Source organism: Melioribacteraceae bacterium 4301-Me, from assembly GCA_041538185.1.
GTDB classification, from domain to species: Bacteria; Bacteroidota; Ignavibacteria; order Ignavibacteriales; family Melioribacteraceae; genus Pyranulibacter; species Pyranulibacter aquaticus.
In genome coordinates, this window is the sequence record JBGORM010000001.1 from 99010 (window position 1) to 112052 (window position 13043).

Sequence of the window (13043 nt, forward strand, 5' to 3'; positions counted from 1 at the left end):
GAATGTGCAGACTATTATATATATCGTCACAAGAAAAATTTCAAGTTAAAGATTACTTGAAAAAATTTGCTCTTATTTCGAAAAACAGTAAGGAATATCAAGGGCACGGGTGGGGTTGCGCAATATGGGAAGACGACATGTGGAAATACTATAAAAACCTTAATCCAATTTGGGAAGATTCATTTGAAAAGTTTGGAGAGACAATAAGATTAATTGCGCATGCAAGAAGTGCTTTTAGAGACCAAGGAATTTCAATAGAAAACAATATGCCTTTTTATGATGAGAATTATGTCTTTATTTTCAATGGCGAATTATCTGGAGTTAGAATAAAAGAAAAGGGACGTATAGGAGCCGAAAAAATTTTTAATTTTATTAAAAGATTTGACAAAGGTAACATAAAAGAAGCCATTGCAAAGGGAACTGAGGCTATTAAAAAACTAACAAGTTACATCCGCGCAATGAATATTATTATTGCGGATAAAAAAAATGCATATGTTTATTCTCATTTTAATGAAAACCCTGAGTACTTTACAATGCATTTCTTGCAGAATGAAAATATGAATATTGTTTGCTCTGAAAAGTTAGATACCAATAAACGTTGGAGAAAAATAAATAATAATTCACTTTTGGAATTTTAAAAAAGGAATGCAAAATAAATGGTAATTATAAAAATAGGCGGTGGTAAGGATATCAATTTAAAAAGTATTATTGCCGATTTGAAATCTATTAATGATAAACTCATTATCGTTCATGGTGCAAATGCGTTAAGAGATGAATTAGCTGATAAACTTAAAATAGAAAGGAAAGTAATTACTTCTCAATCAGGTTATACAAGCGTCTTCTCAGACGAACAAACCATTGATTTAATGATGATGTCTTACTCAGGAATTAAAAATAAAAGAATTGTTGAACTGTGTCAGCAAAATGGTATAAATGCAGTTGGATTATCAGGACTTGATGGGAAAGTAATTCAAGGTAAACGTAATTCTGGAATAAGAGTTAGAGAGGCCGGGAAGACAAAAATTGTACGTGACTTCTCTGGGAAGCCACAAGATATTAACATTAATTTAATAAATCTTCTTTTGAACAATGGATATACTCCTGTGCTCTGCGTGCCTATAATTGATGAAAATAATATGGCAATTAACTCAGAAAATGATGATATAGTAGCATTATTGCACTCCAGATTAAAAGCTGACAAGATTTTACAGTTAATAGAGGCTCCAGGCTACTTAAAAGATAAAAGCGATCCGAATTCACTTATTAAAAAAATTTCGAGAGATGAATTAGAGAAAATCGAAAATGAAGTAGATGGCAGGATGAAAAGAAAAATTTATGCTCTGCGGAAATTATTTGAGTTTGGAGAAACTACTGTTATTATATCCGATGGAAGAATAGAAAATCCAATTCAAAATGCCTTAAAGGAAAATGGGACGGTAATAAAATGATAGATTACAAAACACTACAACAAAAATATGAATTTGATGTTTTCCCTAAGAGAGATATAATTTTCGTGAAAGGTAAAGGAGCTCATTTATGGGATGAGCATGGAAATGAGTACATTGATTGTGCGGCAGGAATTGGTGTAGCAAGTATAGGTCATGCTAATGAAAAGCTTGTAGAAGCAATTAAAATACAATCAGAAAAATTAATTACTTGTCCCGGTATCTTCTATAACGATGCGAAATCTCTATTCCTTGAAAAGCTAATTAATATAACGCCTTCGGGTTTAACTAAAGCATATCTTACAAATTCTGGTACAGAGGCAATTGAAGCAGCTCTAAAATTTGCCCGATATACAACGAAAAGGAAGAATTTTATTGCTGCTATGCGAGGGTTTCACGGCAGAACATTAGGTGCATTAAGTGCTACATATAAAAAAGAATATAGAGAAGATTTTGAGCCATTAGTGCCAGGTTTCACATTTGTCCCATATAATAATTTCGAAAAATTAGCTGAGGCTGTAGATGATAATACTGCCGGCGTAATATTAGAGCCTATTCAAGGCGAAGGCGGAATAAACATAGGTGATAAAAATTTCTTTCAGCAAGTTAGAAAACTTTGTGATGAAAAAAATATTGTTCTTATTTTAGATGAAATTCAAACGGGCTTCTGCAGAACAGGTAAAATGTTTGCTTGCGAGCATTTTGATATTCAGCCAGATATACTGACATTAGCAAAAGCAATTGCAGGCGGTATACCAATGGGTGCAACAGTTTGCTCTGATAAAATTCAAATACCAATTGGTAAACACGGAACAACATTTGGTGGCAACCCGCTGGCTTGTGCAGCTGGAATAGCAGCAATCGATTTTATGATTGAAAATAATCTTGCAAAACAAGCTGAAGAAAAAGGAAAATTTTTTATCGAAAAGATATCTAACTATCAACTAAGCAAAGTTAGAGAAATTAGAAGTTTAGGACTAATGATTGGTATAGAACTTAAGGAAAAAGTGCAGCCTGTATTAATTGAACTCATGAAGCAAGGAGTAATTGCTTTACCTGCAGGCACAACAGTCTTGCGAATGCTTCCGCCACTGGTAATAAGTTACGAGGATTTGAATAAAGTGGTAGAAATATTATCAGTTGTTTTACAATAATTTTTATTGTTAAAGAATTCTGATTGCTCGTCTTTACACAACAAATTATCATTCCTTAAAACAGCTCAAGCATAGCTAATAAAAGGTGTGACTGATGAAAAAACGTGCTTTGTCTTTAAATTGACTTTAGAGACATTTTTAGATATTTTGGCACATAAAAAAACAAAAAAGATTAAGTGATTACAGATTACATACCAATTTTTTTAGTCATAACAGTAGCTGTAATATTTGGTGCAGCAGTAGTTTTTTCTTCCAGAATTTTTGGTCCTCTACGACCCAATAAAGTTAAAATTATGCCTTATGAAAGCGGCAAGGACCCTGTAGGCACTACAAATGAAAGAATATCAATTAAGTATTACTTGGTCGCTATGCTTTTCATTGTTTTTGATATTGAAGTTATATACGTTTATCCATGGGCTGTAGAATTTAAAAAACTGTTTAATGATTTAGGAATTCTTGCATTTATGCCGATGCTAATTTTCTTAATTGTACTTGAAATTGGATTTTTCTATATCTGGGTTAAAGGAGGATTGAAATGGGATTAGAAGCAAAATTATCGTCAGATGGTTATTTAACCACTAAGCTTGATGCAATAATAGCATGGGCAAGAAGTAATTCAGTGTGGCCAATGCCGATGGGCATATCTTGCTGCGCTATAGAAATGATTTCAGCGGCTGACCCTAAGTATGATATTGCACGTTTTGGCTCAGAAGTTATGAGGTTTACTCCTCGTCAATGCGACCTGATGATTGTGGCTGGAACAGTGACTTACAAAATGGCACAAGTTGTAAGAAGAATTTATGATCAAATGCCTGAACCTAAATGGGTTATTGCTATGGGAGCATGCACTTCATCTGGCGGTATGTATCGCTCTTACAATGTTGTGCAGGGTATTGACCAATTTTTACCTGTCGATGTTTACACTGCAGGCTGCCCGCCTCGTCCGGAAAATTTGTTAAACGCTTTAATTACTATTCAAAACAAAATTAAGAAATCTAAAGCAAGGGACTACCAAGATAAAATTCTTCCAGAATTAGAATTAAGCAAAAATTAATATGGATTTAAAAACTACTATCATTGAAAAAATAAAAAGCAAATTTGGAGATGCATTAGAAGAAGTTACAGATTTTAGAGAGGACCTTAGTGTTACTATAAGTCCAGAAAAGATTTTAGAATTTTGCAAGTTCATTAAAAATGACAATGACTTAAGTTTTGAAATGTGTAAAGACGTTACCGCTATTGATTGGGCGACAAGAAAAAATCGTTTTACAGTTGTTTATCACGTTTATTCTTTTAAAAATAATTTTAATCTTAGAATAAAAGCTAATCTTAAAGATGACCCCCCGGCTATAGATTCTGTAACTCCAGTTTGGAAAAGTGCCAATTGGTACGAAAGAGAAACTTATGATATGTATGGAATTAATTTTATCAATCATCCTGATTTGAGAAGAATGTATATGCCAGAGGGTTTTGAATATTACCCATTAAGAAAAGATTTCCCTGTTATGGGTATCCCAGGCTCACTTCCACTTCCAGAAAAGAATGATTAATATGGAAAAAACAAAAAATATTTATACCGACGAGAAATTACTTAAATCCTTATTAGAAGATAAAGATATAACCATTGAAGAAGACCCGCTTGAACATGAAATGGTAATTAATATGGGTCCTCAACATCCTGCCACGCATGGAGTGCTAAGATTGGTCCTGAGATTAGATGGAGAAACAGTTGTGAAAGTAGTTCCTGAATTGGGGTATCTGCATCGCGGCTACGAAAAAATGGCTGAGAATATGAGTTATTATGAATATATTCCTCACACAGACCGACTGGATTATACGGCAACAATGTGTAACAATGTAGCGTATGTGCTTGCTGTAGAAAAACTTGCTGGTATTGAAGTACCCAAAAGAGCACAATATATTCGAATGATTATAGCCGAGCTTTCAAGAATAGCTGCACACATGGTTGCTATTGGTACTTTTGCTATGGATGTAGGCGCTGTAACTATGGTAATGTGGACATTTAAGGAAAGAGAAAAAATTCAAAATATTTTTGATAGAATTGCTGGAGCTCGGTTTACTACAAGTTATACTAGAATTGGCGGTGTTGCATCTGATATTGATGATGAAGCCATTGCAATGATAAAAAATTTTCTCGATGAAATTGGACCTTCTTTAGTTGATATGGAAAAACTACTACTTGGTAATAGAATTTTTATTGATAGACTTAAAGGAGTTGGCGTTTTAAGTAAAGAAGATGCAATTAATTATGGGGTTACAGGACCGAACCTGCGCGCTACAGGAGTTGAATATGATGTTAGAAGAGCTAAGCCATATTTGTATTACAATGAAATTGATTTTAACATACCAACTTATTCTGAAGGTGATGCACTTTCACGTTATATTATTAGAGGCGACGAGGTGAAAGAATCTGTAAAGATTTTACGACAATGCATAGAGAAATTACCAAAAGGGGAAGTGATTGCTAATAATCCTAAAAGAGTTTTGCCGCACAAGACAGAAATCTACACCAAAATGGAAGAATTAATTCATGATTTTATGATAGTTAATTTTGGTATTAATCCACCGGTTGGAGATGTTTATTTTTCTGCAGAAAATCCGAAAGGAGAGCTTGGTTTTTATTTCGTAAGTAATGGCTCTGGCCAGCCTTGGAAATTGAAAATTCGTTCACCTTCTTTTTGTAATCTTCAGGTGTTACCATTAATTTGCAAAGGACAGATGGTTTCTGATGTAATTGCTATAATTGGCAGCTTAGACCCAGTCATGGGTGAGGCAGATAAGTAGTAATTTTAAAAATTGTAAATAATTATGGCAGATATACGAACAAGGAAAAAATATAATATAACATTACACTCTTGCTCTTAATCCGAGGTTAAAATGTCATTTAAATTCACAGAAGAAAACCTGGCAAGAATTGAAGAATCAAAGAAAAAGTACCCTACCTCTTTAGCTGCAATAATGGATACAATCTATATTGCCCAAGAACAAAATAAATATATTAGTCAAGAAGTAATGGAAGAAATTGCAAACGTCCTCCAGGTAAAACCTGTTGACGTATTGGGTGTTGTTCATTTTTATACAATGTACTACACTAAACCAATGGGTAAATATCATATTCAGGTTTGTACTAATGTTTCGTGTATGCTGCGCGGTGCTTATGAAATTTGGGAACAAGTAAAAAATAAGCTTGGAATAGACAATATGGGAGTAACACAAGATGGAAAATTTTCTTTAGAAGAAGTTGAATGCATGGGGGCTTGCGGATATGCACCAATGATAGCTATAAATGAAGACTATTACGAAAATTTAACAAAAGAAAAAGTAAACCAAATTTTAGACTCGTTAAAATAATGGAAAACATTAAAATAGTTTTACCTGATATTCCCAATTTAGATAAATGGGATGTATATCTTGCCAATGGCGGTTTTGAAGGAGCTAAAAAAGCCTTTTCTAAAACTCCGGATGAAATTATTGACATTGTTAAAAAATCTGGATTGCGTGGACGAGGCGGTGCTGCATTTTTGACCGGCTTGAAATGGAGCTTTATGCCCAAGACAACTGATAAACCTAAATACTTGTGTGTTAACGGCGATGAAAGTGAGCCTGGTTCGTTTAAAGATAGACAAATTTTTGAATATAACCCTTTTCAGTTAATTGAAGGTATACTAATTACATGCTATGCAATTGGTGCTAATGTAGCTTACCTTTATATTCGAGGAGAGTATCATAAATGGATTAAATTGATGCAGAAAGCTTTGGATGAAGCTTATTCGCATGGCTATATTGGTAGTAGGATGAAAGATACTTTTGGGATAGATTTTTCGTGCGATATTTATATTCATAAAGGTGCAGGTGCATACATTTGCGGCGAAGAATCTTCTTTAATGAATTCCATTGAAGGAATTAGACCATACCCAAGAGTAAAACCTCCATTTCCCGCTCAAAAGGGATTGTGGGGAAATCCTACCACTATAAACAATGTTGAAACTATTACAAATGTACCTGTAATTATCAATAAAGGATGGGAGTGGTATTCTTCAATTGGCGCTCAAAAACATCCCGGCACTTTGTTGTTTGGTGTGAGTGGCCATGTGAATAAACCCGGCGTTTATGAACTTCCTACTGGTATTTTATTAACTGACTTGATATATAACTATGCTGGCGGTGTGCCAAATAATAAAAAAATTAAATGCGTTATACCTGGTGGTTCTTCGATGCCTCCTTTAAGAGGGGATAAGATTGAAGGCGTTAAGATGGATGCTGAATCACTAAAAGAAGTTGGTTCTGCTATAGGTACAGGTGGTGTAATAGTAATGGATGAAGATACAAACCTTGTTAAAGTTTTAGCTCGAATTACAAAATTTTATTATCACGAAAGCTGTGGACAATGCACACCATGCCGCGAAGGTACTGGCTGGATGCTGAAAACTCTTAATAGGATTCTTCGGGATGAAGGTACATCAGAAGATTTGGACTTGTTAATAAGTGTCGCTAACAATATTGAAGGTAACACTGTGTGTGCGCTTGGTGATGCAGCTGCGTGGCCTGTAAAATTTATGATAGATAGATTTCGGGATGAGTTCGAAAAATATGTTAAGAGAAATGTTGTTATCCCTGTCCCAAACAAAGTTCATTCTATGAGAGAAACGGCTATACCTCTCGAAGGGATAAAAAAGTAATCTTATTTTATTAGCGATTTTTATAATCGCCTTATAATCTTCTAAGGACTAATACTTATTTTAATTTTTTGAAACATAAATTATAGTGTGTAATTTACATATTATTTTTCCCACTACTTATAACAAAGCGAAGAAAATATGAATTTGAAAATAATTAGAAGATCGCTTGGAGCAATTGTCTTTTTTGCTTCATTAATTACGTATTATTTAACAGTTCAACCCTCGGTTTCTTTTTGGGATTGTGGAGAATATTTAGCTACTGCATACAGGCTGCAAATTCCTCACCCGCCAGGTGCACCTTTATTCCTTTTAATAGCAAGATTATTTTCTATGCTGCCAATAGCAGAAAATATAGCTTTTAGAATGAATCTAATATCAGTTATTGCAAGTGCTGCAGCTGTCTTAATTCTGTATTTAGTAATTATAAAGGTAATTCAAAATTACTATGGCAAAGAATATAAAACTTTTAAAGAGGGAGTAGTTCTGTATGTCTCAGCTGCTATAGGTTCTTTGGCTTTTGCTTTTGCATATATTACATGGTGGAATGCAGTAGAAACAGAAGTATATGCTACCAATACTTTTGTCTTTGCAGCAATAGTATATTTAATGTTACTATGGAACGAAAGGGCAGATCAAATCGATAGTGAAAAATTTATATTGCTTATTGCTTATCTGGTAGGCTTATCTACAAGCTTAAGGTTAATGGGTGCCTTAACTACAATTTCTATCGTTATGCTTATTATGTTCAGAAAGTATGTTGATGATTATAACGAATTAAAAAAGACAATAAATTATTTGCTAATTCATTTAGGGATACTGCTCTTATTAGCTTTAATATTATGGGGAAGTCAAACACAAACGACCCCGCCATATCCCGATGATTACAAAGCTTTTGATACAAAATTTGCAATGTTCATGATTGCTGCATCTGCAGTCTTTATTGGCGTGTTCTGGAAAAAGCTGATACATCATAATTCAATTTATGTGATTTTATTTACAGGCAGTGTGCTGCTTACACTAATCTATCCTGGTATAGTACGTTATCTCCCAAATTTGATATCTAATTTGTCGGGCGGAACAAATAACTTTGCTGCAATAATATGGATTGCAATTTTTCTTGGCTTGTTGTCTTATGGCATTTATTATAGTGTAAAGAATGATAAGAAAACATTAGGATTGTTATTAAAATCCTTTCTTTTAATTTTCTTGGGATTTATGTCCTACGGCGTAATAATTATACGCTCTAATTTAAATCCACCTATAAATGAAAACGCACCAAGTACTTTTAAAGAATTGGTTACTTATCTAAATCGTGAGCAATACGGTGAATGGCCTGTTTTTCAAAGGAGGTATTCAACTGATGAAAATCAAGCTGGAATCTATACCAACTACTCAAGCGACTTAGATTTTCTTTGGAATTACCAAATGAATCACATGATGACTCGTTATATACTATGGAACTTTGCAGGTAGAGAATCATGGGATCAAGATTCTGGTGTGAACGTATGGCCTTTTAATTCTATCGCTTCAATAATTGGTAAATTATTTGGGCTGCGTTTTGCCGGGGAACCTTCTAAATCTTATTTCGGAATACCTTTCCTTATTGGATTAATAGGATTGTACTACCACTTTAAGCGCGATTGGAAGATGGCTTCAGTCTTTTTAGTTTTATTTATAATGATTACTTACATAACTGCTTATTACCAAAATCAACAAGAGCCACAGCCACGCGAAAGAATTAAATTTTATGGTACAATGTGTTTTATGTTCGGAATTTGGATTTCAATAGGATTGCACAATCTTATTGAATTGTTACAGCAAAAGGTAAAAAATGAATCGATACAGAAATTAGCACCAGTTATTGTGCTTGGTCTCGGCTTTGTTTTCATACCTTTACGTATGTATACATCTAATTATCATGAACAAGATAGGTCTAAAGATTGGGTGCCGTGGGATTATGCTTACAACTTATTGCAAAGTGTTGCTCCTAACGCAGTTCTATTTACTAACGGCGATAATGACACTTTTCCACTTTGGTATTTACAAGAAGTTGAAGGCGTGCGCCAAGATGTAAGAGTAGCATGCCTAAGTTTGATTAACACTCCTTGGTATATTAAACAACTTAAGTATGAGTCGCCGCATGGCTCTATGAAAGTAGATATGGATATTACTGATAGAGAAATTGATAATATTGGTCCGATTAGATGGGAACCACAAACTATCGAAATTCCAGTTACGCCTGAAGATTACAAAAAATTTGGCATTACAGATACTTCTATAACAAATAAAGGTAAAATAACCTTTACAATGAAGAACACTTTAACTTTTGGTAATATTAAAGCAATTAGAAATCAAGATATTGCAGTTTTGGCAACTGTAAAAGGAACGCGCTGGAAAAGACCAATTTACTTTGCAACTACTTGCAGTGATGACAGCAGAATTGGTTTGGATGATTATCTTAGGCTTGAAGGAATGGCATACAGGTTAGTACCATTTAAGAGTAAATCAAGAGGCGACTTTGTGGATGATACACTTATGTGGAAAAATATGATTGAAGAAAATCCTGGCTACAGTAAAACATATAAACCCGGCTTTAAATATCGTGGATTAAATGACAGTACAATATACTTTGATGATAACCACACTCGTATGCTTCAGAACTATAGGACTTTATTCCTCAGATTGGCATACAGCTTTTTAGATAAGAACGAAAAGCAAAAAACTATCCAAGTATTGAATACCATGCAAGAAAAAATGCCTACTAATGTTATTCCAATGGATTATAGGCTTATGTTTGATATGTCCAATTTTTATTTAGAAGCAGGCGATACTGTAAAGTATAAAAGTATTGCTCGGAAAGTGGAACAAGAGGCTATTAAAGCAATGGAAAAGAACCCTCGTAATGTTGCTTCTTTTTACAGTCCATATAGTATTCTGCTGAGAATTTATGATAATCTAAAGGAATATGAAAAAGCAAAGGGCGTTTTACTGAAGCTTCAGGTGATGTTTCCATCAGATAATAGTATTAAGAATTTAATAATACATTACGATAGTTTAAGTCAGAAACAAAAAAGTAAATGAGATAAGTGGGCTATCAAGAATAAATTGGTATAACACTTTGATAGCCCATTTTAGCGAATAAAGACGCGCTAAAATTTTAGTTGAACAAATTTCATTTCGCCTGCAGTTCAAGTTTTAGCTTTATTTCTTTTCCATCTCTAATTATTATTACGTCTACAGAGTCACCTGGATTATATTTTTCAATTGCGTACATAAAATCATAAATATTGTTTACTTCTTTATTCCCAAACTTTATTATAATATCGCCACCTTTCATTCCAGCTTTTTGTGCTGCTCCACCCTCAGTTACACCTGATATTTTATATCCATTGCCATTATAACCAAATTCTGGTATTGTACCCACAGAAACTTTAGTATTCCCTGTGCCTCTCATTTTAGGTTCTTCTACTTTTACAAAATCAGGTCGGTTGCTTACAGTATCTATTGAGTAGGCTATATCATAAACGTAGTTAACTACGTTCGCTTCACCATTTAAGTTTATTTTTTCCGGGTCGTCCGTAGGTTTATGATAATCGGAGTGCATGCCAGTAAAAAAGAATAATACAGGTATATTTTTGTTTGTAAATGCTTGATGGTCGCTGCCGCCAGTACCAGCTTCACTGAATTTTAACTCAAAATTATATTTATTGTATTTGTTTAATAAATTTTTCCAATTAGTCGAAGTGCCTGTACCAATTATAGTCAATTCATTTTTTTCATTTAGCCTGCCAATCATATCCATATTTAGCATTGCTGCAATTTTATCAGTTGAAAAGGGAGGATTATTTACAAAATATGTAGAACCAAGAATTCCCAATTCTTCGCCAGAAAAAGCAATAAAAATAAGGCTTCGTTTTAGTTGATCTTTTAGTGAAGAAAACTTTTCAGCTAATTCCAAAACGCCGCATGTGCCCGAAGCATTATCATCAGCGCCATTATGAATTTGGGGTTTATCGCCTTTATACATCGATGCATATTTCATTTGGTCTATGCCCAAGTGGTCGTAGTGTGCTCCAATAACTATATATTCTTTTTTTAGTTTTGGGTCATTCCCTTCAAGAAAACCAGCAACGTTTCTTCCATAATTTTGAATTTCACGAACTTCTGTTTTAATAATTGCGTTGAATTTTTTATCAATGTAAAAAGAAGCAGGTTTTTTCTCCTTATCAATTTTTGTTTGCAGTTCAGAAAGGTCAACTCCATTTTTTTTAAATAGTTCATCAATAATATTTCTCTTTACATTTAATACGGCAAAGTCTTTCATACCAGGCGCGCCATCGTATCGAAGTTGCATCAATTCGTCTTTGTCGTCTTTTGGGAAAAATCCATTTACGAAAATGATTCCTGCAGCGCCTTTATCTTTTGCATTGGCTGCTTTTTTTCGAAAAGATGAGTATGAATCAAATTGACTGGTTGAACTATCGTGTTCTGGGTTATAGCGCATCACAATTACAACTTTGCCTTTCACATCAATTCCATCGTAATCATCATAATTTAGCTTGGGTGCAGATATTCCGTAGCCTGCAAAGACTAATTCTGCAGTTAATTCTGCTTTGCCAGAAAAGGGTGCTGTAATGTAATTTTCGTGTAATTTTAGTGATTTATAACCTGTAATTGAGAAGGTATTATTTTTTGTTAATGTTAATTTTTCAATAAAAGGAAATTCTTGAAAGTAGCTATTGTTGAAAAGGGGTTTTAAACCGTATGACTCAAATTGTTTTTTTATGTAGTTCCCTACAATTTTTATTTCTTTAGAGCCAGTAAATCTTCCTTTAAACTCATCAGAAGCAATGTAAAAAATATGAGCTTTAATATCTTTTGGTGTAATTTGGGGGTTGTACCAATTTTTTTGAGCTATTGCAGACGAAGTAGTATAAATTAACAAGAAAGCAATGAACAGCTTTTTCATGTTCACCTCAATGAATTTATTATATAAAAAGAAAAATAGTTTTATTCAGGTAAATGTACTAAGAAATATTTTTTAGCCAACTTGCCAATTTGCATTGCTTGACTAATTGTCATGTGTAGGTCGGATGACTCTTCGGTTTCAGCTCCAGCCTCAATTATTGCTAAATCAGAGTTTTTAGCATTTTGTAACAAGTTATCACAATAAGCTGTATCTCCGCCGTAGCAAATTGACTTGTTGTTGTAAAAAAATTTATAGCCTAAGGATGGGACGGCAATTGAAGATGAACCATCATCTGTAGGTTCACGGTGATTTACTTTAAAAGGTTTTATTCTTATAGATTTTCTTACAAAGGGTTTCTGGTTATCAATTTTAATCAAAGAAATCTTATATGATAATTCTTTGGAGTAAACATCAGTAAAAGCCTTGTATATACTTTCAATTTCAATGCAACCTTTTGGATAATAAATTTTAAGTGGTTCTTTTCTTCTAAGGACTGAAAGGTAAGTAAGCAGCGACCAAATTCCTCCAATATGGTCGTGATGTCCATGACTAATAAAAATATCCGAGATTTTCATAATGGTTTTGGTGCCCACATCTTTATTCAAATCTCGTAAAATGCCATCGCCCGGGTCAATAACGAAGGTGGAATTTTTTGTGGTCAGTAGAATTCCTGTGGCAACATTAGGAGTTGAGCTGTAAATTTTAATGAAAAAGTCGTCTTTTTGCCAAACTAATGGATACTGGTTTTTATAGTAGTATTTATTTTTTCTCATAA

12 protein-coding genes are annotated in these 13043 nt (G+C 33.7%); 10 read left to right on the forward strand and 2 right to left on the reverse strand.

The features are described 5' to 3' along the window. The first annotated feature begins 2 nt into the window (after positions 1–2). From ABRY23_00510 to ABRY23_00555, 10 genes are all read left to right on the forward strand, one after another. Positions 3–638, forward strand: a complete 636-nt coding sequence (locus ABRY23_00510; protein MFA3781527.1) for a class II glutamine amidotransferase — start codon at positions 3–5, stop codon at positions 636–638. Positions 639–656: 18 nt separating this feature from the next. Further along, positions 657–1448: a [LysW]-aminoadipate kinase gene (locus ABRY23_00515; protein ID MFA3781528.1), complete on the forward strand. Its 792-nt coding sequence runs from the start codon at positions 657–659 to the stop codon at positions 1446–1448. Continuing rightward, positions 1445–2599, forward strand: coding sequence for an aspartate aminotransferase family protein (locus tag ABRY23_00520; GenBank protein MFA3781529.1), 1155 nt, complete (start codon positions 1445–1447; stop codon positions 2597–2599). Before ABRY23_00515 ends, ABRY23_00520 begins: the two co-directional genes overlap by 4 nt. A 176-nt stretch (positions 2600–2775) precedes the next feature. Beyond that, on the forward strand, positions 2776–3144 hold the full coding sequence (locus ABRY23_00525) for an NADH-quinone oxidoreductase subunit A (GenBank protein MFA3781530.1): 369 nt from the start codon (positions 2776–2778) through the stop codon (positions 3142–3144). Further along, positions 3135–3653: an NADH-quinone oxidoreductase subunit B gene (locus ABRY23_00530; protein ID MFA3781531.1), complete on the forward strand. Its 519-nt coding sequence runs from the start codon at positions 3135–3137 to the stop codon at positions 3651–3653. The genes ABRY23_00525 and ABRY23_00530 overlap by 10 nt, the downstream gene beginning before the upstream one ends. Before the next feature lies 1 nt (position 3654). Next, the gene (locus tag ABRY23_00535; GenBank protein ID MFA3781532.1) at positions 3655–4149 is read left to right on the forward strand and encodes an NADH-quinone oxidoreductase subunit C; all 495 of its coding nucleotides are present in this window, start codon (positions 3655–3657) and stop codon (positions 4147–4149) included. Between the two features lies 1 nt (position 4150). Then, on the forward strand, positions 4151–5404 hold the full coding sequence (gene nuoD, locus ABRY23_00540; protein MFA3781533.1) for an NADH dehydrogenase (quinone) subunit D: 1254 nt from the start codon (positions 4151–4153) through the stop codon (positions 5402–5404). A gap of 93 nt (positions 5405–5497) precedes the next feature. Beyond that, on the forward strand, positions 5498–5971 hold the full coding sequence (locus tag ABRY23_00545; GenBank protein ID MFA3781534.1) for an NADH-quinone oxidoreductase subunit NuoE: 474 nt from the start codon (positions 5498–5500) through the stop codon (positions 5969–5971). Beyond that, positions 5971–7299, forward strand: coding sequence for an NADH-quinone oxidoreductase subunit NuoF (nuoF, locus tag ABRY23_00550; protein ID MFA3781535.1), 1329 nt, complete (start codon positions 5971–5973; stop codon positions 7297–7299). The genes ABRY23_00545 and nuoF overlap by 1 nt, the downstream gene beginning before the upstream one ends. Positions 7300–7437: 138 nt before the next feature. Continuing rightward, the gene (locus ABRY23_00555; GenBank protein ID MFA3781536.1) at positions 7438–10380 is read left to right on the forward strand and encodes a protein O-mannosyl-transferase family; all 2943 of its coding nucleotides are present in this window, start codon (positions 7438–7440) and stop codon (positions 10378–10380) included. Positions 10381–10471: 91 nt separating this feature from the next. On the opposite strand, the gene ABRY23_00560 is transcribed toward ABRY23_00555, so the two are convergent. Both ABRY23_00560 and ABRY23_00565 read right to left on the reverse strand, forming a co-directional pair. Continuing rightward, complete coding sequence (locus tag ABRY23_00560; protein ID MFA3781537.1) at positions 10472–12268, reverse strand: M28 family peptidase; 1797 nt, start codon at positions 12266–12268, stop codon at positions 10472–10474. A 41-nt stretch (positions 12269–12309) separates the two neighbouring features. Then, a complete protein-coding gene (locus ABRY23_00565; GenBank protein MFA3781538.1) occupies positions 12310–13041 on the reverse strand; it encodes an MBL fold metallo-hydrolase in 732 nt (243 codons plus the stop codon). Positions 13042–13043 lie beyond the last annotated feature (2 nt).

Excerpts from the sequence above, each read along its gene's own strand:
- ABRY23_00510 (MFA3781527.1), top strand. The coding sequence starts at position 3 with ATGTGCAGACTATTATATATATCGTCACAAGAAAAATTTCAAGTTAAA.
- ABRY23_00515 (MFA3781528.1), top strand. The coding sequence starts at position 657 with ATGGTAATTATAAAAATAGGCGGTGGTAAGGATATCAATTTAAAAAGT.
- ABRY23_00520 (MFA3781529.1), top strand. The coding sequence starts at position 1,445 with ATGATAGATTACAAAACACTACAACAAAAATATGAATTTGATGTTTTC.
- ABRY23_00530 (MFA3781531.1), top strand. The coding sequence starts at position 3,135 with ATGGGATTAGAAGCAAAATTATCGTCAGATGGTTATTTAACCACTAAG.
- ABRY23_00535 (MFA3781532.1), top strand. The coding sequence starts at position 3,655 with ATGGATTTAAAAACTACTATCATTGAAAAAATAAAAAGCAAATTTGGA.
- nuoD (MFA3781533.1), top strand. The coding sequence starts at position 4,151 with ATGGAAAAAACAAAAAATATTTATACCGACGAGAAATTACTTAAATCC.
- ABRY23_00545 (MFA3781534.1), top strand. The coding sequence starts at position 5,498 with ATGTCATTTAAATTCACAGAAGAAAACCTGGCAAGAATTGAAGAATCA.
- nuoF (MFA3781535.1), top strand. The coding sequence starts at position 5,971 with ATGGAAAACATTAAAATAGTTTTACCTGATATTCCCAATTTAGATAAA.
- ABRY23_00555 (MFA3781536.1), top strand. The coding sequence starts at position 7,438 with ATGAATTTGAAAATAATTAGAAGATCGCTTGGAGCAATTGTCTTTTTT.
- ABRY23_00560 (MFA3781537.1), bottom strand. The coding sequence starts at position 12,268 with ATGAAAAAGCTGTTCATTGCTTTCTTGTTAATTTATACTACTTCGTCT.
- ABRY23_00565 (MFA3781538.1), bottom strand. The coding sequence starts at position 13,041 with ATGAGAAAAAATAAATACTACTATAAAAACCAGTATCCATTAGTTTGG.